This window comes from Haloarcula nitratireducens, from assembly GCF_019599505.1.
On record NZ_RKLT01000011.1, the window covers coordinates 75,081 to 96,699 of the forward strand.

Annotated in this window: 21 protein-coding genes and 1 pseudogene; 16 read left to right on the plus strand and 6 right to left on the minus strand. The window is 54.2% G+C overall.

Going from position 1 to position 21,619, the window contains the following annotated elements; translation table 11 throughout:
- Positions 1-688 precede the first annotated feature (688 nt).
- Positions 689-1,138 carry a universal stress protein gene (locus EGH23_RS18575; RefSeq protein WP_220581477.1) on the minus strand — a complete coding sequence of 150 codons (450 nt, stop codon included), beginning with the start codon at positions 1,136-1,138 and terminating at the stop codon, positions 689-691.
- A gap of 732 nt (positions 1,139-1,870) precedes the next feature.
- Between EGH23_RS18575 and EGH23_RS18580 the strand changes: the two genes are divergently transcribed.
- The 3 genes from EGH23_RS18580 to EGH23_RS18590 all read left to right on the plus strand — a co-directional run bounded on the left by EGH23_RS18580 (position 1,871) and on the right by EGH23_RS18590 (position 5,191).
- Positions 1,871-3,316, plus strand: a complete 1,446-nt coding sequence (locus EGH23_RS18580; protein ID WP_220581478.1) for a sugar porter family MFS transporter — start codon at positions 1,871-1,873, stop codon at positions 3,314-3,316.
- Positions 3,317-3,600: 284 nt separating this feature from the next.
- Positions 3,601-4,764 carry an NAD(P)/FAD-dependent oxidoreductase gene (locus EGH23_RS18585; protein ID WP_220581479.1) on the plus strand — a complete coding sequence of 388 codons (1,164 nt, stop codon included), beginning with the start codon at positions 3,601-3,603 and terminating at the stop codon, positions 4,762-4,764.
- 136 nt (positions 4,765-4,900) lie between these two features.
- Positions 4,901-5,191 (plus strand): winged helix-turn-helix transcriptional regulator, encoded by a 291-nt coding sequence (locus EGH23_RS18590; RefSeq protein ID WP_220581480.1) that lies wholly within the window; start codon positions 4,901-4,903, stop codon positions 5,189-5,191.
- An 83-nt stretch (positions 5,192-5,274) separates the two neighbouring features.
- On the opposite strand, the gene EGH23_RS18595 is transcribed toward EGH23_RS18590, so the two are convergent.
- Complete coding sequence (locus tag EGH23_RS18595) at positions 5,275-6,450, minus strand: MFS transporter (protein ID WP_220581481.1); 1,176 nt, start codon at positions 6,448-6,450, stop codon at positions 5,275-5,277.
- Positions 6,451-6,707: 257 nt separating this feature from the next.
- Positions 6,708-7,940 (minus strand): tyrosine-type recombinase/integrase, encoded by a 1,233-nt coding sequence (locus tag EGH23_RS18600; RefSeq protein ID WP_220581482.1) that lies wholly within the window; start codon positions 7,938-7,940, stop codon positions 6,708-6,710.
- Positions 7,941-9,153: 1,213 nt separating this feature from the next.
- On the opposite strand from EGH23_RS18600, the gene EGH23_RS18605 reads away from it, so the two are divergent.
- Both EGH23_RS18605 and EGH23_RS18610 read left to right on the plus strand, forming a co-directional pair.
- The gene (locus tag EGH23_RS18605; protein WP_220581483.1) at positions 9,154-10,023 is read left to right on the plus strand and encodes a ParA family protein; all 870 of its coding nucleotides are present in this window, start codon (positions 9,154-9,156) and stop codon (positions 10,021-10,023) included.
- Positions 10,020-10,424 (plus strand): DUF7970 domain-containing protein, encoded by a 405-nt coding sequence (locus EGH23_RS18610; RefSeq protein WP_220581484.1) that lies wholly within the window; start codon positions 10,020-10,022, stop codon positions 10,422-10,424. Before EGH23_RS18605 ends, EGH23_RS18610 begins: the two co-directional genes overlap by 4 nt.
- A gap of 169 nt (positions 10,425-10,593) precedes the next feature.
- Here EGH23_RS18610 and EGH23_RS18615 read toward each other — a convergent pair whose 3' ends face one another.
- From EGH23_RS18615 to EGH23_RS18625, 3 genes are all read right to left on the minus strand, one after another.
- Entirely contained in the window at positions 10,594-11,010 is a 417-nt protein-coding gene (locus EGH23_RS18615) for an HVO_A0114 family putative DNA-binding protein (protein WP_425433246.1), read from the minus strand.
- Positions 11,011-11,035: 25 nt separating this feature from the next.
- The gene (locus EGH23_RS18620; protein WP_220581486.1) at positions 11,036-11,353 is read right to left on the minus strand and encodes a toxin-antitoxin system TumE family protein; all 318 of its coding nucleotides are present in this window, start codon (positions 11,351-11,353) and stop codon (positions 11,036-11,038) included.
- Between the two features lie 172 nt (positions 11,354-11,525).
- Positions 11,526-12,743, minus strand: a complete 1,218-nt coding sequence (locus EGH23_RS18625; RefSeq protein WP_220581487.1) for an orc1/cdc6 family replication initiation protein — start codon at positions 12,741-12,743, stop codon at positions 11,526-11,528.
- An 883-nt stretch (positions 12,744-13,626) separates the two neighbouring features.
- On the opposite strand from EGH23_RS18625, the gene EGH23_RS18630 reads away from it, so the two are divergent.
- The 11 genes and pseudogenes from EGH23_RS18630 to EGH23_RS18680 all read left to right on the plus strand — a co-directional run bounded on the left by EGH23_RS18630 (position 13,627) and on the right by EGH23_RS18680 (position 21,346).
- Positions 13,627-14,664: a hypothetical protein gene (locus EGH23_RS18630; RefSeq protein ID WP_220581488.1), complete on the plus strand. Its 1,038-nt coding sequence runs from the start codon at positions 13,627-13,629 to the stop codon at positions 14,662-14,664.
- Between the two features lie 71 nt (positions 14,665-14,735).
- The gene (locus tag EGH23_RS18635) at positions 14,736-15,605 is read left to right on the plus strand and encodes a beta clamp domain-containing protein (RefSeq protein ID WP_220581489.1); all 870 of its coding nucleotides are present in this window, start codon (positions 14,736-14,738) and stop codon (positions 15,603-15,605) included.
- A gap of 131 nt (positions 15,606-15,736) precedes the next feature.
- Positions 15,737-16,003, plus strand: a pseudogene (locus EGH23_RS18640) (DUF8069 family protein); the annotation flags it as partial.
- Between the two features lie 74 nt (positions 16,004-16,077).
- A complete protein-coding gene (locus EGH23_RS18645; protein ID WP_220581491.1) occupies positions 16,078-17,037 on the plus strand; it encodes an ArdC-like ssDNA-binding domain-containing protein in 960 nt (319 codons plus the stop codon).
- A 973-nt stretch (positions 17,038-18,010) separates the two neighbouring features.
- Positions 18,011-18,151 carry a hypothetical protein gene (locus EGH23_RS18650; protein WP_220581492.1) on the plus strand — a complete coding sequence of 47 codons (141 nt, stop codon included), beginning with the start codon at positions 18,011-18,013 and terminating at the stop codon, positions 18,149-18,151.
- Between the two features lie 105 nt (positions 18,152-18,256).
- On the plus strand, positions 18,257-18,664 hold the full coding sequence (locus tag EGH23_RS18655) for a PPC domain-containing DNA-binding protein (RefSeq protein WP_220581493.1): 408 nt from the start codon (positions 18,257-18,259) through the stop codon (positions 18,662-18,664).
- A gap of 196 nt (positions 18,665-18,860) precedes the next feature.
- Positions 18,861-19,166, plus strand: a complete 306-nt coding sequence (locus tag EGH23_RS18660) for a hypothetical protein (RefSeq protein WP_220581494.1) — start codon at positions 18,861-18,863, stop codon at positions 19,164-19,166.
- The gene (locus EGH23_RS18665; protein WP_220581495.1) at positions 19,166-19,390 is read left to right on the plus strand and encodes a DUF8129 domain-containing protein; all 225 of its coding nucleotides are present in this window, start codon (positions 19,166-19,168) and stop codon (positions 19,388-19,390) included. The genes EGH23_RS18660 and EGH23_RS18665 overlap by 1 nt, the downstream gene beginning before the upstream one ends.
- Positions 19,383-19,601, plus strand: a complete 219-nt coding sequence (locus EGH23_RS18670; protein WP_220581496.1) for a hypothetical protein — start codon at positions 19,383-19,385, stop codon at positions 19,599-19,601. Before EGH23_RS18665 ends, EGH23_RS18670 begins: the two co-directional genes overlap by 8 nt.
- Before the next feature lie 146 nt (positions 19,602-19,747).
- Positions 19,748-20,389, plus strand: a complete 642-nt coding sequence (locus tag EGH23_RS18675) for an SWIM zinc finger family protein (protein ID WP_220581497.1) — start codon at positions 19,748-19,750, stop codon at positions 20,387-20,389.
- Positions 20,390-20,443: 54 nt separating this feature from the next.
- Positions 20,444-21,346, plus strand: a complete 903-nt coding sequence (locus tag EGH23_RS18680; protein WP_220581498.1) for a transcription initiation factor IIB — start codon at positions 20,444-20,446, stop codon at positions 21,344-21,346.
- Positions 21,347-21,619: the final 273 nt, after the last annotated feature.

The window sequence follows — 21,619 nt, forward strand, 5'->3', positions numbered from 1 at the left end:
CGAATATCAGTGAACCTGAGAGTGGTCCCTCGTGCGATAACTAGTGTACGGATGTTATTCAGTAGGATGTCACCGAACTCGCTCCTGCATTACTAGTAATCCCGCCTAGTAAATCCGGATTCTCTTTACCCAAACCCGTGAATTACGCTTCTCAGAGGAAGCTGAACCCCAGCGTTTGGGAGATGCGAACAAAATATCCAGCATAAAATATGTCGTTAATAATCATGAAATGAACTTCGCTGTATTCGCTAATTCCCTCGTTTGGGTCGACTATGCAGGAAATTTCTGAAATATATCTATGATAATATCCATTAGAGTAGATGGTTTAATCGCCACTCTACCCTTCATGCGTTCGGAGGATGCGAACATTCCCTGTCTATTTCGGGTTTGTGCATCCGAAATAATCCAGAATGGCGCGTTTCGTTTCATCAGACCTCGAGAATGCCGCTCAACAGCGTTCCAATTTCCGTAGCGATTCGAAGGTCAATGTTGAGGCACTGTCTGGAGAAGGAGAGCGCATTGACAAGAGAGATGGCAGTTCTGTTGGAACATTGTCTGCTGTCAATATCGGCCGGCATAAAGAGTACGTGTACGGCTAACGTTCGTCAATCGCAGAACGAAATGATATGGCGGTCCCGCTTGGACTTCTACACAACTTTGCCGACCAGTGCAGAGCAGCGCGTCCGCTTCACTCCTGCTGTACGTATGTCACCGGACAGTCCGCATTCAGCAGGACCTGTTGCGCGTAGTCGCCGAAGACAGCCTTTTTCGTTGGCGACCGGCCCCGCCCACCGATGAATAACATATCCACCTCAAGCTGATTCGCTATCTCAACGACCTCTCTATTCGGATAGCCGACGACACCCCGGATCTCGTAGTCAATCTGCAGTTCGTCAAGACGCGAGGCCGGCGTGCGGACGTTATCATGGTTCGCGGCGAGTTCGTCGGGGTCAATATCATCTGTCTTTGGATCAGCGTCCGCCTGACGCATCAGGTCATTGTACTCGTCGTGAGTAAAGACGTGTACTAGATATACCGTTGCTCCAGCTGGACCAGCGATGGATTCGACGGTGTTGAGCAGCGCGTCGACGTGATTCCGGTTGTCCGGTCCGACTGCTAGTACTACTGACTCAATCATATACGTATGTATTCTCCTTCGTGCTACGAGTTTATGTATTGTGGCCATCGCGTACATTGTTTGCGGCGAGGCTCGCCCGCATCAAGAGACGGCATCCAGCCACCGAAGGAGGGGAGTTGACAGCGTCACTCAGTAGTCACCAATACCGGTCTCATAAAGCGTATTCGTCCACAACCCGCGATTAAAGGGCAGTAGTTCGATAAAACAACCAATACGAATGACGCTAACCTAGCTAAATACGACTTACGTAACGTATTTATGTGCAGGTCAAATCGTTCCTCTCACATGGTGAGTCAGCACGAGCCATCAGCTAGAGCGACCGCTACTTTGGACTCCGTTGAAAACCACGTCGGCAACACACTGTCGCCGTTGGTCTATGGTACTCACTCGCCGATCAATCCGGCGGCGGGCGACCAGTTCGCTTGGGCCACTGCTTCGAAGCAATCCAATGCGGAAGCTGGTGCTCAAACTGTCGAGGGCCACTCGGGAAGAAAGTACAGAAACGTGAGGAATCGATTGAAACAGTCGATGACATCAGCTACGGTACCGTCTCCTCACTGTACACCGAGTGTGGCAAGACAGGATATACGTATGAATGTCAGCATGGAGCTGAGGCAAGGAGCGTCAATATCCATGCCTAAGGAAATTCAGTCTATATCGGCGGCCAGAAGTAGTCGTTCTTCAGGGATCCGTATGAACGAAATCGCAGCTACAATCAGTGGTGAGTGATCGATGAGTGTGCTCAATCGATTACTCCCGGACACCGAGGAAGATATTGGTCGGTTCGTCGTTGTCGCCGCCGGACTCGCCGCGCTGAGCGGGTTGCTGTTCGGGTTCGACACCGGCGTTATCTCCGGCGCGCTCCTCTACATCAACGAGAGTTTCCCTGTACTCGCCGAGTCGAGTTTTCTCCAAGGAGTCGTCGTTAGCGGATCGATGTTCGGCGCGGCAATTGGCGCAGCCACCGGCGGATGGCTCGCAGACGCCATTGGGCGCAAACGCCTGATCTTCGCCGGTGGCTTGCTGTTTTTCGTTGGATCGGCTGGGATGGCAATCTCACCAACGGTGAACTGGCTAATCGTCTCTCGGTTCGTGGACGGCCTCGGAATCGGGTTCGCATCGGTTGTAGCGCCGCTGTACATCTCTGAGATCGCTCCGCCCGAGGTACGGGGCTCGCTCGTGACGCTAAATCAGATCGCCATCACGGGGGGGCAGCTTGTATCCTATGTCACCAACTTCGCGCTGGCGAGAATTCTACTTGACGCTGGGCTCACTTGGCGGGTCATGCTCGGAACCGGCGTCATCCCCGCTGCGATACTCTTACTCAGCATAGTTTTCCTCCCGGAGAGCCCGCGATGGCTCGTGGAACAAGGCGAAAAGCACGAGGCGCGTTCCGTGCTTACCAAAATTCGTGAGAGAGACGACATTGGCGGCGAAATGAGCGAGATTGAACGTATGGTAGATATGGAAGAGGAAGGGTTGGGCGAACTACTGGAACCATGGGTTCGACCGATGCTGATCGTCGGAGTTGGACTTGCGATACTCCAGCAGGCGGTCGGTATCAACGCGGTAATCTACTATACCCCTATTATCCTCGAGGCTACTGGCTTCAGCAACCTCGCCTCACTCGTCGGCACCATGGGAGTCGGTCTCATCAACATGAGCCTATCGATTGTCGCGGCGCTCCTGCTTGACCGTGTCGGACGCCGCCCGCTGTTACTCGTTGGATTCACTGGTATGTTCGCCACACTATCGATACTGGGCGGACTCTACTACTTCGTGGGTCTCTCGACCACCATCGGGATGATAGCCCTCGCAATGATTCTGCTATTCGTGGCGTTCCACGCGGTGAGTATCGGTTCGATCTACTGGTTAATGTCTTCGGAGATCTTCCCACTCAACATTCGCGGTACTGCGATCGGTGTCTGTACAGTTATCCTCTGGCTCGGGAACTTCGCTGTCGCGCAGCTCTTCCCAATGCTGTTCGACATCGGGCCGGCAATCGCGTTCTGGACGTTTGCTGCCGTGGCCGTAATCGGGGTCGTATTCACATATTCGCTTGTTCCTGAGACGAAGGGCCGGAGCTTGGAAGAAATCGAGTCCGACCTCCGGGATACGGCAATCGGCAAAGACAACGTCGAACTTGCGGACCGTCCGAAGGCAGACCAAGTGGATTGAGATAACGCACTTTGGGACTGTCTTTACTTTTGTTTTGCCGATGCCGTTTGCTGACTGTTCGTTACTAATGCAAATCATTCGATAGAGTGCGTAATCTATGACCCGTTTGATTATGGCAACCAACTAAAGTGATACCTTCTATTAGACGTGAGTAGAGAACCAGCAACATCACGGACAAGAGACGAATCAGAACCGCCGAGTGCGAATCAAGCGCGGCCATCAATACTTCTCAGTGCGAAAGTGATTTCAAAGGGTTTGTATCGGATGGGCACACACCCAACAGTATGGCAGAAAATGTAGTCGTACTTGGCTCCGGCTATGCCGGAGCTGGCGCGATTAATAGCCTAGAAGCGGAGTTGAACGGTGAGGCAGATATCACATGGATTTCGGATACAGAGTATCATCTGGTGTTGCATGAAGCCCACCGATGCATTCGAAATCCCGATGTACAAGAGAACATCACGATTCCAGTCCAAGAAATCAAACGGTCATCCACTACGTTCCTCCAAGATCGAGTTGTCGGGATCAATACGGACACCCGTGAGGTGGAATTGACTGACAATGGTTCGGTGAAGTACGATTATTTGCTCATTGGGCTCGGATCGCAGACAGCGTTTTTCGGAATCGAAGGGCTAGAAGAGTATGCATTCACCTTGAAGAGCTTAAACGATGCATTGGCGATTCACGACGAGATTCAACAGGTAGCTCGCGAAGCGTCACAGAGTGAACCCGCTCAAATCGTCATCGGTGGCGCAGGCCTCTCCGGTATTCAAACGGCGGGAGAAATCGCAGAGCTACGAGATGAATATGAGTTGCCGCTAGATATCCACCTGGTGGAAGGACTTGACAACGTTCTTCCGAACAGCGATCCGGAACTCCAAGGCGCACTACGAAAGCGGCTAGAAGCTCGCGATATCGAGATCAAGTGCGGCGAGTTCATCGGCGAAGTCGACGACGAAACCATCTATATCGGGGACGAGACGGAATTGAGCTATGACGTACTAGTATGGACCGGCGGTATTACTGGACGAGATTGTATGCAGGATACGGCCCTCGAAAAGCACGAGCACAACCACCGGATCCAGTCTGAAGGGACATTCCAGACGGAAAACGAGCGAGTATTTGCCATCGGTGATTGTGCGCTAATTGAGCAGCCCGACGAGCAGCCAGCGCCACCAACAGCCCAATCCGCTTGGCAGGCAGCCGATGTGGCTGGTGAAAACATCGCACGAGCTATACGGGGTCAACCTCTGAAATCCTGGACACACAAGGATAAGGGGACCGTTGTTTCCGTAGGCGAGAAAGCAGTTGCACATAACGTACTGGGACTGCCAATAAACACGATCGGGGGAGCGCCGGCAAAAGTGCTGAAAAAAGGAATCGCGGCCCGGTGGATATCTGACGTAAGCGGTATGAGCCGGGCTGCCAAGGCATGGCCCGATATGTAGAACAGAAGTGAACGGCTTTAGCCATCAGAAGTGATTCACCCATAGCGTATTGTTCAGACACCAAACTGAGCTAGCCGATGCGAATTTTAACTGCGAACCGATAACACAAATAGCCTCCAAGAAGACAACTCAACTAATGGAACAGAAGTCCAATCCGCCTGATGGCCAGAGTATGTCTGTTGCCGAACTTCCACCGAGTTCGAAACTTGTCTTCAAAATACTGCAGTACGAAGGCGAGCTTACACAGAAACAAATCGCAGAAAAGGCCATACTCAGTCCCAGAACAGTCCGCTCTGCGGTGACTCGGCTTGAGGAAGCAGATGAAATCGTGTCATGGACCAAATGCGGAGACGCCCGAAAGAAAATCTACACGATTACGAACGAAACACAAGAAAAAACAGCCGACGCGTACCCATTTCCACAATAAATCATCTCCGCTACGGACGCTCGACATTGTTTTCCGAAATGCTCGGAGGGAGGGCTAACTCGATTACAAAAATGGAGTAGCATTCAGTAATCGAGGGAGAACAGAGAATTGACCGCGAGGAGACCGCAGACGAGGACAAGGAGTACGACAAGAAAGCCTAAGGAGATGACCCATCCGTACTGATCAGCCAGAAACCCGAGGGCAACTGATCCCGTGGCGGCGACGACCATATACACTGTTCTGAATAATCCGAAGCCAAAGCCGCGCTCGCCTTCGTCAATGCGATCCATGAATCGAGGGAATACTGCCGCACCCCAACTCATGCCTAATCCGAGCAATCCGATACCGAGAGCGATTTCTTCGATATTTGACCCGCGGAGTAGTAATCCGATGCCAGCGATGCTAAAGACCATACACGACACGATCGCAACGTCACGACCCAGTCGGTCAGCGACGACTCCGACACCCGTCTGGAGGACGCCCTGAACCACGAAATAGGCAGCGAACAGCGTTCCTGCGAGCGTCTGCGAATAGCCATGGTACTGTACGAAGAACGCCGGGAGAAACGAGGCGAGTCCCTGCCACGAGAATTCGACGATAATCGCGATGATACCAGTGAAAACGACCGTCGGTCGAGTAAGCATCTCTACAATCTTATCGCGGTCAACCTGATCACGCATCGGCTCGTCGGGCTGTCGAGGTTCGGAGGAGCGAATCCCGGCCACGATCAGCGCGGTAATCGGGAGCGCGACCAACGTTCCAAGTGCCACTGCAGGCCGCCAACCGAATCTGACTGCTATTCCAGAAACGACTACAGGAGCCAAGAGTCCTGCGAGCGGTGCCCCAGAATTGTGAATACCGATAGCGGTCCCGATACCATCGTAGATTCGCGTGATAAGTGCCGTCGCTACGCTATAGTGAAGCCCAGCGACAGCTCCCAGAACGACGACACCCAAGACGAAGACACCGAATGTTGGAGCGAAAGCGATAAGCAGCGCTGAGAGACCAGTACCACCGACTGAAGCGAGGATTAGTCGTCGATCTCCGAATCGGTCAGCGAGAATTCCACTCGGGAACTGCGTCAGGGCATACGTGAACCACATCCCAGTCAATGCTCCACCGATCAACGTATTCGACGTGTGAAATTCGGTCGCGATATCGGGGACAACCGGGCTAAGCGCGAGTCGACCAAATACCGTAACGAAAAGCGCGAGCGTACAAAGCGCCAACACCGTCTTTCGATACTGCCACTCATGCATTCTCAGTCTCAGCCATGCTTTCAGCCGAGTGCTTAAGAACAGAGCGATTCCTGTAATTCGAAAACTGATATAGAAAAGTAGAGAGGGATGTTCCAAATTCAGTATACAATTCGAAGCTGTAGATATCTAATCTCCTACGTTAGTGGATAAATATTCATACAAGATCATATGCCCCAAATTTGTATGTCTATTTTGAATCGAGCGGGCCGAGTAAGGCAATAAGGAAGCGACAGTGGTATCAGTACTTCACTCGCTACTCATACATCAGAATCGATCTCATCGAGGGCTTCTGTCGCCACATCTCCTAACTCTCCGGCTTCAATGTGTGAGTAGCGCTCCCGCACCATCTCCTCGGAGTTATCGAGATACCGGGCTGCAACCGTATACCCAAACGCCCGAACGAGCACCTCACCCATTCCCCGTCGACCGCCGTGCGGTGCGAGATAGTCGTGTTTCGGATGGTCGATATCGATGTCCGCTGCGCCTGAGAGTCGCTGGAGAATCGATCGTGCACCATCCGTTGTAATCGACGGCGGTCGAACGTCCTCCTCAAGCGCTAGTAACAGGTCGCGAGCGCACTCGTCACGTTGCTCATCAATTACCTCCGAGCGTTCCCCGCGGTCAGCCAGCTCGTCTTGCACAAGCGTCGCGAGTGTCCGTTGGTCAAACGTTGGGAACACTGGCCAGCGCTCAGTTGGTGGATCCATGAGTTTGCGGTAGCTCCGCAGCGGCGAAATTACCGGGTCGGGGAGGCTTGCGGCGTCCCACTGCTGTTTCTTTCGGTAGACGTCCATACTCCCATCCTCAAGCGAGATGTCCTCCCAGCGGACCCCACGCCGGCGTGGATCGTTTGGGTCCCGAAGCAGTTCCCCAACACGGACGGCTGTGTACGCGAGGACGAATACGAGCGCACGGTCACGAGCCGTCTTCAGAGCGGTGTAGCGAGCTCGCTGCTTCTCGAGGGAATCAGTATCCTCCGGGAGTGTCGTGTACCCCTCAATGGCGTCGCGGGCCCGCTCGTCAACGTGTCGAGTAAGCGCGTGGCGCTGTTCGGACGTCCAGGCCTGCTGATCACCAGGCTTGCGACCGTCGTCTTCGGGAAGCGGCGCCATTGCACTCGCTCGTTGGGCATAGTGTGCTTCGAGGTAGCCTTCGTTGACGCACCAGCCACACCACGCAGAGATATAGCGGTAATAAGTTTGTACAGTATTCTGCTTGAGCCCGCGGTCACCGGCGAGGTGACGGGCATACGCTCGGAAGACGCGTTCGTCGAGGTCTTCGAAGGTTGGTTCGCGGTCAGCACCGTCAGGGACGATCCCAATCCAGTCATCGTCACCACGGTCGCCGGCAGCCCACTCAACGAACCGTCCGAGTTCGCGTGCTGCGTTACGTCGATAGTTCCCGCCGTCGCCACCGCGGCCTTTCCCCTTGTCCTGAAGGTACCGCTCGAAGCTGTCGCCAAGCGATGTCGAGAGTGCTCGGTCAGGCATCTCCCGGCCCCCCACGTTCCTGCGAGTCCGGTCTCGGCGGCTCTCTCCCGGGGGTAGCGGCGTCCTGAGTTGGTTGTAGCATTCGTGCTTACCGGACGGCGGCGGGGGACTAAAAACTGGTCGTGATTACCGGCGTAATCATGACCAGCGAGGGATTCTCTCTGTTCCCACTATTTCGGCATCCAAAGGCCTGTAGCCGAGGAAATTCACCGAGTAGGCATTCTATAAACTACATTCTGCTATACTATTTCGTGAGCGCCGTTCGACCACAGCTTCAGAAGAGACACTATTTTCCCTTGTGTGCCGTGAAAACCGCATTGTTTCAGTATATTAGGGAGAATCTGCCGTATCTTTCGGTTGACCTCATCATATGCACGAAGGCAGCCCGCGATTACCATCTCGCAGAGCGTCACCACTCACGAAGAGCGGTCCGATCTGGTAGAGAGTGCTAATCCGGAGATCAATGCTGAGTAAACCAGTTCAACACACTCGCCAGCCGTCAGAACCGGCGCGTACTCCATTACCCTACTGACACCAGCCTTTAACAGAAAGTCGGTTAGCCGCCAGATATTGGACAGCAGCATTGCGAACACGAAGGAGATAGTCTGACGCGATAGTTCTTCGAGGGCATCTTCGTGATGACGTCGTGCTTGATCAACTTGTAACCGGTCTCGATCTGCCGGCGACGGCTATACCGATGACAAAACGTCGCGGCCTCCACGGAACCCACTGAGAGGATCGTCGAAGAATTGTTGTTCTGTCTCCTTCCGTCGAGGGAATATAGAGAAGCTGTATCGCGTGTGGACTATTATCGCCGTGGACAGTTCCCGACTTAATCATCACGTTCGTTTTATCGTCTCAATGATCTCGTACGCGATACTATGAACTCGCTTTGGGAGGAGATACCGAAAAGATATTCAAAATAGTGCTCGCAGCTATATCTAAGATTCTTAGATTTTTCTCTAATCCCATTATCTTATATTCGCGAGCTGTCCTCCCCTGCCGTACAGCAATATGTCGTTAGCTGACGGTCAAGAAGCAATTAATGAGTGATATAGAGCCAATACTCCCCCAAATATCACATAGCACTCCACGATATCTAACACAATTAGATAACTATCTTATCCAAGTGTCTTAGATTAGTGTCTTAGGGAAGTGTCGTAGGACAGATGTCTGACGTAGATACTTATCTTAGAAAGGCACAGAAGTTTCTATGCTGAGTTATACAGTTTACAGTGAAGCTGGCGGCGTCGGAAAGACATCACTGACTGCAAATCTCGCCGTCGCACATGCTCGTGGCGGCCTCAATCCCCTCGTCGTCCCACTCGATCCACAGGATGGTGACCTCTCCAGACTACTCGGTGTTGATGACAACCGTGCAGATAGCAATGCTGATAATCTTGTTCGCCACATGGTCAATAGTCCACGTGGTCCGTTCGACGAACTCGTTCGAACTGCGGAGGGTGTCGATATCGTCCCCGAGCACAACATGCTCTCGGATTTGTCGAACCACCTTTCACGCGAGCAGTCCAAGGCTGAGGACCTTGGCGACGCGTACAACATTTACGCTCAACTTCGACGAGTACTGCGCGACGCTGACGTAGGTGAGAAGTACGACGTCCTCATTTGTGACCCTCCCGCGACAGAGTCCGACCACCTCTACAACGCGATCTACGCGACAAGGAACCTCGTCATTCCAGTTGAGCCTAGCTGGAAGGGGCAGGCCAGCGTCGAGGGACTTGCAGACCTCGCGACCAACTTCGCCGAGCAGTTGAATATTGACCTTGGTGTCCTCGGTGCTATTCCAAATGGCGTCAAGAACACGAGCGACCAGCGAGAGATGATCGAGGATATCGAATTCCCTGTTCCAGAGACCATCGCTGACAGAACGTCACTAATGGAAGGCTGTTGGCGACAACAATGCTCGGCATTCCACTACGTCCAGGAGCATCGTGACCGCCGTCGTGACTACGAGTTAGAGACGCTAGCACAATTGGACCGCCTCGCCCGGTTTCTTGAAGAACAGGGTGGCATCGAAGCACCGAATCCACCCGAACCCGGCGCACTGGAGGAGACAGCATGACTGGGTTCAAATCAGGAGCAAGCAATGACGATCCGCTCGGTAGCAGCGATACTGAGCATGATGAAGCCGCGGAGGCCGATGAACGCCAGCAACAGGAGACAGTATCTCACGACTCTGCTAATGACGAGATGACGACATCAACGGAGACCCAGTCCTCGACTGTCAGTGGCTTGCCCTGGCTCTACTCTCGGTCATCGATTACTGACGGTCGAGAAAAGACTGTCCAATTGCACCTTCAGCAGTCCACACTCGATTTAGAGCGGGCAGCTCGTCGAGATATCGAGATCGATGACACAGTCAAGAAGGCCGACCTGCGAGAGGCTGCGGTCATCGTGGCCCTTGACCGCCATCTCGAAGACGTCGCGGATAAGCTTCGTGAGTGGGGCTACGACGCTGAGTGATTGTCGTCGACAGTGGTGTGAGAGACGCAGCACGCGAACTCATGAATTGACGAGAGCAAAGCTGAACACGAGTTTGAGAAGCTAAAACAAAAGGGAGGTCTACGAGCCTCGCACCAATCAGGTTCACCTTCGAACGATCTGAGTGGATACCAGCAAAAACGCAATACAATCATGCACTAGCAGAGACGTCATCAGTATCGAGGTCGTCAACGAGTGGGTAATCGATATGCATCTCGATACGGTCGAACGGAACAACAGGCCGCATTGCCCCACCAGGGCCACCTTCTTCGAGGTCAAGGATGCCGATGACTTCCAGATGCTTGAGGTCAGCATGGACATCGGAAACATCGCGATCGACGAGCCGGGCAGCCTCGCGCATACTCTGGGGATCGTGTTCTGCAATGGTCTGAATGAGATCCAAGCGCAACGGAGTGAGACTCTCGATGAGATCGTCGTAACTACCGAACTGCAGTGTTACTGCTTCATCAGCGTCATTGAGCGTGCCCTCCTCGCCTGCTTGAACGAAGTCTATCGCGTCGTTTCGGAGCTGTTCACGGTCGCCAACAGTGATGTGGAGCGTAGTCATGGTCAGGTTGGTTTTGATTCGGTGGTCAGTAGGGTCGGTTTGGTCCGCCATCGACGGCCTCCCAATGTTCATCAGCAATCGCCCAGAACTCGACAAGTCGTTCTTCCATCCCGGGAAACTCTATATCGTCGGCGTCACCGGCTGCGGTATGATGTTCGTGGCCTTTCGTGTCTTCGTGCGCGTTGTCGTACCGAACGAGCGTCAAGTCCTCTAGGGTACCCAGATGGAGCGTGTACTTCCAGCCCGAGGGATAGGTCTCGATTTCGTCGGTCCGACGAATGACGACGTTCTCGACGAGACCAGCTTCGACGTGTGTATACTGGAAGGTTAATTCACTGGCCATCTACTATGTGTTGGTTCTTCTCCCAACACCGTAAAGGTGTTGGGTAATCAGCCAACACCATTATTGGATCTGTCACACAGCTTCAGATACAAGTGTCCGACTCAGAGTTACGGTAATCGTCTTCTCTATGAGAACACATCCAGAAGCTGCTTTGCAGTGGCTCGTATACGAACTAGCTGAACTGATCTAGATTTTGATCGACCATCAGTTCTTCAAGTCGGGTATTTTCACTTAAAATGTTCAAGAGGAGATCCTGTTTGATGTCGAGTTCATATTGATAGTGTTTCCCGCCACTCCGACCTTTGTTAACTTCGTCAACATGCAGAAATCCTTTGAGCGAGAGCTGACTGAGACGGTTAAGTACAGTTCGCTTCGCTTTGACAGTCGTGTCCAGACGGGTGGCTATTGTTTCATACACTTCGTAAATTCGCTTTCGTCGAGCAGGGAGTTCACCCTGTTCGGCCAGGAGAGCGACAGCATAGAGCACGAGATGGCTCTGTGTGGGTAAATCTCGCAATTCGTCTTCGATCACACCCTTTTCGACGAGGCTTATCGCTTCGCGAACGTGATCTTCGGTAACAGCATCTGCATCCTTTTTGCGAGTAAGCGAACCGGCGTTGTAGAGAATATCAAGAGCTCGTCGAGCACTACCCGTATTCTGTGCTGCTGATGCAGCTACAAGCGGGATAACTCCGCTAATGAGCATTCCCTCAACGAACGCTTTCTCAGCACGTTGTTCGAGAATAGTCTGGAGTTCGCCAGCATCGTAGGGACCAAATCGGATTTCGTGTTCACAGAGCGTCGATTTGACACGAGCAGAGAGATTGTCACGGAACTTAAAATTGTTCGAGATACCAATGAGCCCCAGATAGGTGTTATTGATGTCTTGATTGCTCCGTGCTCGGGGAAGCTTATAGAGTAGATCGTCGTCTGTCCCAAGACTGTCGACTTCGTCAAGCACGATGTAAAGATGGGTTGCGTCAAGTGCGTCTATTTCCTCCCAGAGCATATCATAGACAGCTGCATTGGAGTGACCAGACATGCTGATTTTCTGACTCCGCTCTCGGAAGGAGTTAACTAGCTTCACCGCTGTCTGATACGACGTTAGCTCCTTGCAGTTTGCCCAAACAACTTCAACGTCAACGTCGTCGAATTGCTCCATATCCTGCGAGAGTTCGTTGAGGATCATACGTGTGGCAACCGTTTTGCCGACACCTGTGTCACCGTAAACGAAGATATTGCGGGGGCTGGCCGCATTTGCGACCGGTTGGAGGGCTTCAATATAGTCTTCGCGTTCCTCTTCACGCTCAATTAACTCATCTGGCGTATACTCCTCCTGGAGCACTTGCTCATTTTTGAACACTTCTTTTGAGCGTTCAAAGGTAACCATGGAAACGCATACCGAGACGAGCATTATAAAACCACCGTTGCGAGTGTTGCGAGTGTTACTCCCCTTTATATAACACACCCCCTCCGTTTTGCGAGTGTTCCTCGCCACAAAGGATGGAACCACCGAAGAACCTACTCTATCATGTGGTGATTACTGCGGATTGCAGTCTGTTCTAGTGTCTAGTAAGTTAGATGGGGTTGTTTATTATTATATTAACGTTTACGCTAGTACTAGTTATAGCTGGTAAGTCGGACCGAGATAACCGCTAGCTGTATGCTGGTTTCTCCTCTATAGAGGGGTGGTTCAGTAGAACTACCCCTCAGTCTTTAAGTCAAATCCAAGATCTGCTCGAGAGTCGCTGGGGACAATTTTTGAGAAGAACACTCGCAAAACGGTGTGTGTGTCCTTTATATATCACCAGAACACTCGCAAGGGTGGTGTCTGATGTTTGCCGCAGAGACAACTAGTTTCTGTTATCCTTTGTACAGATTTGTTGTTTCTTCCACAATTAGATATCCCGATAAACGGCTGTAGGCTCTATCAGAACACTCGCAAAACGGTGTCCCCCCACTATATTTCTTGTCTCAATGCCAGATTAGTACGGCCTTCTATTCTGAACCCTATATCTTTTAGTAGGGTCTACTAATGCGAATTTTGCACATTCAACCCTCAGGTAGCGATTAAACACTCGCAAAACGGTGTCTCCGTTACACTCTCATCAAAACCAGTTCAAGAATCATTCTATTGACGCACCCACGATTTCTCGAATAGCGCTCAGATAGCGAGCTAGCGGTGCATAGTTCAAAGCATCGCTCTCAGTGTGATTGAATGACTCTATCTACTGTGGATTTTGTGCCCTCTCAGCGGGTGGAGAGGAATTCCGATGACTGATTCACCACTCAGTGCGTTCAGTAGCGATGGGACCGACCTCACACCTAACGCCGAGAGTGTCGCTCGCTGTGCAACCATCACACCCGCACCCGACCGCGAGGGCATGTCGTGGAGTGATCCCGATAACGACTGGGGCCTCACAACTCGTCGGCCGTACTCGAGTATTCACACCTCTGGTGGTCGAGCCCACCAACAACAGACTCGCTGGATTATTGATGGCGATGTCGGAGCTTACGTTGGGCAGTACGGCACCGACGAGGTGCGCTCGATTCCGAACACCTACGGCGAGTTCAGCAGTGTCGAAACAGACGTGACATTCGTCGATGGACTCGGTGCTCAGTATGGCTACGGGTTCGACGGCAGCGTAATCGAGAAAGCACTACGCGTGCTCACTGGCGGTGGGCGATACTCCGCTTCGAAGTATTCGCTCATTCCCTGTGGTCGCCAGCCGTGGGTCTTGACTGGCCCTGAAGGCACGCTGCTATGTAGCTGTGCGCCAGTCGACCGGCCTACTGAAGGGCGGCTCACGACCGAGGTCGAGACCGACACCAGCACAATAGCAATCGAAGAACAGAACCAGACAGTCCTCGACGGCGTCCACCAGTTCATCTGGCTCATCGAAGACTCGCTGGGCGGCCGGATCACGAGCGTCGAGTATCAGCGGTCCCGCGGCGAGACACAGCACGTCTTCGTCGACGACGAGGCCGACGAGCAGTGGGCGATCAGCGCCGGGGACCTCGCACAGTTGGCGTCATTGACGACCGACCCATCGAGTATCCAGGGCAGCGTCGGACGAGGTATCCAGCCACCTCGTGGCGGTGAGACGATCGTCGCCGAGTGGGATGGACCCGAGTATCCGGTCGGGTATCTACAGGACGGAGAGGTGGTCGCTGGCTACGAGTTCCACTGGGAAACACCCGCCGGCGCTCTCGAAGATGTCGCGACGGTGCGGACCTATCGCCTCACACAGTCGTATGGGACGTGGACCGTTGAGTATCGCACCGACCGCATCGCGACGGTCGTGCCCTGAGCGGGGGCGTCGATCCGCATCGTTCTGCGCGTGTCGATTTTGTGCTTCCCCGATGGGCGAGGGAAGTCACAATGAGTACCGATCAGCAGCAGCCAGCCGACGAACAGGAGCCAGCAACCGAGACGCCCGACACGCCCGACGGCGGCACAAATCCCGAGGCAAAGGATACGACTGCGCCCTTTACTGGGCCAGTCCCGACGCAGTTCGACCTTGCGGCCGACGTCACGGTCCTGAAACCCATCTTCGAGGTGGCCGCCAGCCTCGTCGAGCAATGTCGGATAGCTGTCTCGGCGGATGGACTTGCAATGCGGGCCATCGACGCCGAATGTGTTTCGATGCTCGAACTGCGAGTGGATGCAGCGTCGTTCGACCGCTTCGACGTCACGGAGGGCGTCCTCGGCGTGAACGTTCAGCACGTCGTGGATGCGTTGTCAGTCGGTGGTGCAGGCGACGTTGGGCAACTTACGCTGAACGCCAGTGCGAGCGAACTCGAGGTGGACGTCGACGGAGTCACCCGGACGGCCGAACTTATCCCGACCGAGTCCATCAGAACGCCGCCGAGCCTGCCCGAGATCGAATCGCCGGCGACGTGTCATATCTCACGACCGGACCTCTCGTTCGCGCTGTCTGCCGCTAGTGTTCTCTCGGAACGGGTCGAAATTGACGTCGACACTGATGATGGGGAACTTCGGTTCTGCGCCAACGGCGACGTCGATAGTATGGTGTACCGCCGTGAACCACAGGAACTGGTCGCGTTCGAGCCTGCCGACGCGCTGGCGCGGTTCGAAACGAGCCGGCTTCGCACCATCGACCGTGCCCTGCCCGGTGAGTCTCCTCGAAAGTTAGAGGTGGGCCAGCATAATCCCGTACGTCTCAGCGCACCATTCCCCGACGCCGAAGGCGTCTGTCAGTTCATGGTCGCACCGAAGCTGCCGACCTGACTGCGCTTTGGTTCAAAAAGCTCCGGACAGAGTGGTGTGCTGCTAACCAACACCTCGGCGGATAACTTGCTGATTGTTGGTTAGTCAGTTTTCTGAACCCCGAATAGAGTGAGGGGGCGACCTCTCGAGACACTATGGACGAGACGATTCCAGATTACGAACGGTTCGAGCGTCGCCAGCTAGCTACCGACCGCGACACAGGAATGGATTCACTTTGTATCGACGAGTCGCTCGCAGACGATCTCGTCGAGGACCTCCGTGCTGCGGGAGTGATCGACGTCATCCCAGCGGAGCAACTGCTCGCCCACTCGCCATCAGGAGAAGTCTTCGAGTCGAACCAAGCGCTCGCGTACTTTCATGAGGGTTGGGCGGCCGCGAAGGCACGGAACGACGAGTAGCTCCCAGCCGGCCATTTTCTGCCCCCCGTGAGAGGTGCGGGGGCGTACCCGAGAGTGCGTCCCGACAGAATCCAATGGCGACAATCCAAACCGACCTTCCCGACGCAGAGACGTCTCACCAGCAAACTACGCACTCCTTCGACGATTCGGACACCCGAGCCGACGATATGCGCGATCAGCTCGATTCGTGGGTCGAGGACCTTGCCGAACTGACCGACGAGGCCCAGGCCAGCGAACAGTTCCAGCAGTGGCTGGAGGTCCAAAGCAAGTTCCACGATTACTCGGCCCGGAACACGCTGCTCATCCAGTTACAGTGTCCCAATGCGACCAAGGTCGCCGGGTATAATACGTGGCAAGCGGAGTTCGACCGGCACGTCCAGCAAGGCGAGGACGCCATCTGGACCTGGGCCCCCATCATCACGAACAAATGTCCCGAGTGTGGGAACTCGCCGTCCTATCACGCGAATACGGAGTGTGAGTACGACGAAACTGATTCCGACGAGTGGTCTCGCGGGTTGGTCGGGTTTCGGCCAACCAGCGTGTTCGATATCTCTCAGACTGAGGGCGAGCCACTCCCCGACCTCAAAACCGAAGCCTATGGTGATGCAGATGGGCTCGTCGAAGACCTGTTGGCCGCGACCAACGCTATCGGTGTGGATGCGACTATCGTCGCTCCCGACGAGTGGAGCCACGGGTCGGCACGCGGGGTATGTGAACGGCGGAGTCCGACGACGATGAATCCGGTCGTGGAGGTGATTGACCGCGAGAACCGGGCTGATCTTGCGAGCACGTTGATTCACGAGTTTGCCCACGCGACCATGCACTTCGAGCGCGAGCCGGGTGAGGAGAAATCTCGCTTAGAGGTCGAGGCTGAAGCGGTGGCCTACATCGTCAGTCGGCACTTCGAGTTGGACCCGGACAATTCGGCGTTCTATCTGGCGGTGTGGGATGAAGATGCGCCGGCGACGGTCCGAGACCGGTTAGACCGAATTTCGAGTTCGGCGGCTGAGTTGATTGACGCTATTGAGAACTAAGCTACGAGGACTATCTCTCGCTGAGCGCTGTAAATATCTATAGCCGCGACTTCTGAGACACCACTCCATGTCTCGAGTGAAAACGTACCACCAATACTACGTGGTTTTTTAGCGGAAACAGTGGTGTGTTTCCAGGGAGGGCACTAGCCGTCTATGTGATTGGCAGACGGCGCTCCAATGATCTTGTTTTCAACCGAAGCAGGATAAAGTGGCTATTCAGTAGCATTGTGAATTTTTCAGATAAAGCCAAAAGTTTTGTTAGCTCCAGAAGGGATGAGAACATGGTCCTCCCTTTCGGCAAACGGCAAACAGTGTTGACTTTCCTAATGGGATTTTTAGTCTTGATTGCTGGCTGTTCAGCAATAATTGGCGAGAGCGATGGGAACGTCGAACTTGGGCAAATCACTGTGGAGAACAGTGACGATACTGGGCATACAATCCACGTTCTCGTCGAAAGCGATTCTGAGCCCGTGTATGGAGCGTCCGTTGCCCTCGATGGAATCTCACCCCCAGCAAACGAGAGCGATTTCGGAAGCATAGATAGCGCCATTCTCAACCATTCCGCATGGAGGGGTGATTCGGCCAACTGGACCGTCTATACCAGAGTTGACTCGAACACTTCGTGGCAAGCACACGTGCCCCCAGCCGATACTGAAAGTGACTGTATCTCGGTCCGACTTATAATCGAAACCGATGCAACAGTCACTAGTTTCACTCCTGTCTGTGCATCGTGGCCACCGACTACCAACACCTAAGAAGAGTATATCTCCCCAACTGCTAAATGTAACCCCTGTGTGCAACATACCACTCCTATCACTCTCAGAGGGTTCAGAGCCGCTACATTCGACAGGGTTAGTTAACCTGCTCCAGTACCGAAGCCACGAGACGTATTTGTGGCGCGCTGGACAGCTGGGCGTCTCTCAGAGCGTCCGCATCCTGATTTTATGCGCCTCTGACGGGTGAGAGACTCAGCATGAGTACCGACCAGCAGAAGGCGACAGACGAACAGGCACAGGACGAAGCAACCGACGACACCGATACCATCGCTGCCGAGCATCGTCTTGCACAGGCCTCGGGCGAAGTGTTTGAGGGCGAACCGGGTGAAGAGCGTTAAGATCTATCGGCAACCAATCAAGCAAAATTCACTATATTGAGACGGTGGCCGACATTTCGAACAATACGCCAAAGTATGATGCCATCAATAGAAGGAACGCGACCAATGGATCACGTACATAACGACGATCGAATCGTCGCTCGCCTTGACCCGGGAGAGACGGTTCTCGACTCACTTGAAGAACTGCGCGATGAGTACGATATCGAGAACGGCTTCCTGAGCGGTATCGGTGCTGTGGACCGTGTAACACTCGGCCATTACGATACTGATGCCCAAGAGTACAGTGAAGAGGAGTTCTCCGGTCAGTTCGAGGTGACGAGCTTCTTGGGAAACATCGGGCCGGACAAGATTCACACTCACATCCAAGTAGCTGATGACTCCTTTGAGTCACTAGGTGGCCACTGCTCGGGTGCACGAGTTTCAGGGACCTTCGAAATTCTCGTGACACTCGGTGAGACGCCGCTGACTCATCACCGCGACGAACGAACTGGGCTCGACGTATTTGACATTTAACCCATCAGTGATTTCCCACTCGTGCATTCCGACGAGTGGTTCGTCATTACTCACTTTCCGGCGATTATGAATGACCCAGTCACATCTACTGGACTAAATATGGACGCATATCGTTGCTGAACTGCCGTTCCAATAGAGTGGGACGGCATCTATTTCTCAGCCATCCGAATTTTGTGTTCCTCTGGTGGGTGAGAGGATGTCACAGAATCAGCCTCACTGTAACTGGCCCGGTGTCTCGACTTCGAATCAGCAGCGTACGTTCGTTGAGTCCGTCATAGCTATCGTTTGCGACCAGCGAGTAGCAACGGCTGACCTTGAAGCACTGGTCCTGCGGACTATCGCCCGACAATCGGCCAATCTCACTACGCCGGATATCCTGGAACTCCGGGCACAGTTGGACGTCGATATCGACGAGCAAGCATCACGCCGACAGCAAACCCGAGCCATCGTCGACGCCATCATGAAGATTGTCGAGATGTGGGGCCATCGGGAGGCTGTCTGATGAGCGACGACAGTGACAATGTGGTCCTCAAGGACCTGCCACCCGAGCGACTCCTGTCGGGTAATCAGTTCCAGCCGATTCTCGCTGGAATTCGCTGTATGGACTCTATTGAAACAGTTCAGGCGTATCTGGCCTATGAGACGAAGCATCAGAATCGAACGCACGTCCAAGACAAACTTCGGTTACGAGCTCGTGAACTCCGCCGGGGTGACGGCGATGAGTGACAAGCGTCTCTTCATCGAAGTCCATGGTATCGCCCCCGACGACATCCCGGCCCACGCGGATGAGCCAGCGGTTCCCGACGAGGCGACAGCCATCGCGAACGACATACACGATCTGCTTCGGGAGGAGTATGGATTGACTGACGTCGAGGGTGTTGCGACCGTCGTGAATCCCGACGTCCACGAGCAGTTAATGAGCGAGTCTGATTCTTGACGGAGTGCCGCAGACAGCGATTTTGTGCGCCCCAGCGGGGTGAGGGGCGTTCCACCGGGAACGCTCGTCGCTTGTACCAATGTCCACTGCTATCGCCATCCTTGAGAGTTCGCTCACGACTACCGTTGCTGCCCTGGAGGCCATCGATGGCCAGTAACCGTGCCAATATAGACGACCGGACGGTCGCAGCGCTGACTGAGGTGATGTCGGTACTGGACTCGGTCGGACGAGTCCGAGATGCACCAGGCCTGTATCTGGTGGTCTCTTCGTCAGGGTCGGAATATCTGGTCGATATGGCTGAGGGACGCTGTGAGTGTCCCGACGATTCGCATCGGCCGTCTATTACCTGTAAGCACCGGCGTCGGGTCGCGTTCGTCATCGGCGAGCGGCCAATTCCTGAGTGGGCGAATCAGGATGCACTTGACGATCAGTTCGGGTTGCACGTCGAGGCTGACCCAACACGGGCAGTCCCTGACGGTGGTGTCGCACAGGCCACAGCCGGCAAGGACTCTGTTCCTCAGTCAAGCAACGGCCCGTTCACAGTCGAACCCGACGACGACCCACGAACGAAGCGAGCGAAACGCGAGGCTATCGACGTTGCCTTTTTGCAAAAGCCGGGTCGGTACGAGGTACACTCGGCGTCAGATAGCGTCTACGAGGTAGACGTCCTTGAAGAGACATGTAGTTGCCCGGATGACGCGTCCCGGTGTAAGCACCTTCGGCGGGTCGATATCGAGATTCGAGCCAGGTTGGTTCCACGGCCCGACGGCCGACTGCCGGATGCGTAGGCGGGTCACTCTCGGCGAATTTTACGCCTCCCACAGAGGGTGAGGAGTCTTCCAATGTCTTCACGAACTCTCCAGCGACGCGAATCGAGCGTCTCGACACAGTATTGTCCTGAATGTAACGGCGACCTCGTACAGACCAATCAAGAGACCCACTGTGAATCGTGTGGGCTCGTCGTTGAGGATTCTCCGGTTGATTATGGGCCCGAGTGGCGGTCGTTCGACCGTGCAGAGCGCAAGCGGACTGGTGCGCCCCAGACGGTAACGATGCACGACGGCGGCCTGTCTACCAAGGTCGGGTTTTCCAGTGAGGGCAATATTTCGCCGCAGAAACGCCGGCGACTCAATCGCCAGCGTCGGCTCCACAGTCGGTCGAAGTTCGAGTCCAAGCGAGACCGGAATCTAGCGCATGGGCTGGGCGAGATTCGGCGACTGGTCGGCGCACTAGAGTACGGACAATCAGTTCGTAAGCAGGCGTCGAAACTCTTTGAGCAGGCACAGAACGAGAACCTGCTGGTTGGTCGTTCCATCGAAAGCGGAGCGGCGGCAGCCGTCTATGTGGCCTGTCGGTGCAACACAGTCGTGCAGATGGACGAGATCGCAACTAACGCCCGCTGTTCGAAAGCGGCAGTGTGGAACGCATATCGGGCGTTCCAGACTGAACTCGAGATCCCGATTCCAGCCCAGCGACCGGTCGAGTGGGTGCCGAAGGTCTTCTCCGAGTTGCCAAGAGATGTTCCGATATCGGTCAAGCAGGACGCTACCCGGGTTGCAGAGCGAGCAACTGAGTCTGCTGAGATTAACGGTGGTCCAGTCGGTATCGCTGTAGCGTGTGTGTATCTAGCGAGTGAGCAGGCCGATATTCGACTGACACAGACGACGCTCAGTGATGCAATGGATGTCTCGGTGAAGACACTCCGGACATGGTTCCAGCGGCTTCAGCAGATTGATGCCGTGTAGCTCACGGTGAGGTAGTTTCACGTTCGAAGGGAGGCCCATGGGAGTGAAAACTCCCAGTGAGGGCGGTATCGCCTCGATTCACGCGTCAAGGCGACGAATGGTCAACGTCATCTGCTGGGACCGTATCTGCATCATGTGATTGGTTATCACTCGGTAAATGTTTTCTGGCGGGTTTACTCGAACTATCACACGAGCGTGATCCCGGGACTAGCCACTCTGCATGGATTGTAATGCTTGCGCCCCAATAGCTACTTTTGCCCACGAAGGCCGGAA

What these genes read in the sequence shown, in the direction of transcription:
- EGH23_RS18575 (WP_220581477.1), bottom strand. Translation starts at nt 1,138, where the DNA reads ATGATTGAGTCAGTAGTACTAGCAGTCGGACCGGACAACCGGAATCAC.
- EGH23_RS18580 (WP_220581478.1), top strand. Translation starts at nt 1,871, where the DNA reads ATGAGTGTGCTCAATCGATTACTCCCGGACACCGAGGAAGATATTGGT.
- EGH23_RS18585 (WP_220581479.1), top strand. Translation starts at nt 3,601, where the DNA reads ATGGCAGAAAATGTAGTCGTACTTGGCTCCGGCTATGCCGGAGCTGGC.
- EGH23_RS18590 (WP_220581480.1), top strand. Translation starts at nt 4,901, where the DNA reads ATGGAACAGAAGTCCAATCCGCCTGATGGCCAGAGTATGTCTGTTGCC.
- EGH23_RS18595 (WP_220581481.1), bottom strand. Translation starts at nt 6,450, where the DNA reads ATGCATGAGTGGCAGTATCGAAAGACGGTGTTGGCGCTTTGTACGCTC.
- EGH23_RS18600 (WP_220581482.1), bottom strand. Translation starts at nt 7,940, where the DNA reads ATGCCTGACCGAGCACTCTCGACATCGCTTGGCGACAGCTTCGAGCGG.
- EGH23_RS18605 (WP_220581483.1), top strand. Translation starts at nt 9,154, where the DNA reads ATGCTGAGTTATACAGTTTACAGTGAAGCTGGCGGCGTCGGAAAGACA.
- EGH23_RS18610 (WP_220581484.1), top strand. Translation starts at nt 10,020, where the DNA reads ATGACTGGGTTCAAATCAGGAGCAAGCAATGACGATCCGCTCGGTAGC.
- EGH23_RS18615 (WP_425433246.1), bottom strand. Translation starts at nt 11,010, where the DNA reads ATGACTACGCTCCACATCACTGTTGGCGACCGTGAACAGCTCCGAAAC.
- EGH23_RS18620 (WP_220581486.1), bottom strand. Translation starts at nt 11,353, where the DNA reads ATGGCCAGTGAATTAACCTTCCAGTATACACACGTCGAAGCTGGTCTC.
- EGH23_RS18625 (WP_220581487.1), bottom strand. Translation starts at nt 12,743, where the DNA reads ATGGTTACCTTTGAACGCTCAAAAGAAGTGTTCAAAAATGAGCAAGTG.
- EGH23_RS18630 (WP_220581488.1), top strand. Translation starts at nt 13,627, where the DNA reads ATGACTGATTCACCACTCAGTGCGTTCAGTAGCGATGGGACCGACCTC.
- EGH23_RS18635 (WP_220581489.1), top strand. Translation starts at nt 14,736, where the DNA reads ATGAGTACCGATCAGCAGCAGCCAGCCGACGAACAGGAGCCAGCAACC.
- EGH23_RS18645 (WP_220581491.1), top strand. Translation starts at nt 16,078, where the DNA reads ATGGCGACAATCCAAACCGACCTTCCCGACGCAGAGACGTCTCACCAG.
- EGH23_RS18650 (WP_220581492.1), top strand. Translation starts at nt 18,011, where the DNA reads ATGAGTACCGACCAGCAGAAGGCGACAGACGAACAGGCACAGGACGAA.
- EGH23_RS18655 (WP_220581493.1), top strand. Translation starts at nt 18,257, where the DNA reads ATGGATCACGTACATAACGACGATCGAATCGTCGCTCGCCTTGACCCG.
- EGH23_RS18660 (WP_220581494.1), top strand. Translation starts at nt 18,861, where the DNA reads ATGTCACAGAATCAGCCTCACTGTAACTGGCCCGGTGTCTCGACTTCG.
- EGH23_RS18665 (WP_220581495.1), top strand. Translation starts at nt 19,166, where the DNA reads ATGAGCGACGACAGTGACAATGTGGTCCTCAAGGACCTGCCACCCGAG.
- EGH23_RS18670 (WP_220581496.1), top strand. Translation starts at nt 19,383, where the DNA reads ATGAGTGACAAGCGTCTCTTCATCGAAGTCCATGGTATCGCCCCCGAC.
- EGH23_RS18675 (WP_220581497.1), top strand. Translation starts at nt 19,748, where the DNA reads ATGGCCAGTAACCGTGCCAATATAGACGACCGGACGGTCGCAGCGCTG.
- EGH23_RS18680 (WP_220581498.1), top strand. Translation starts at nt 20,444, where the DNA reads ATGTCTTCACGAACTCTCCAGCGACGCGAATCGAGCGTCTCGACACAG.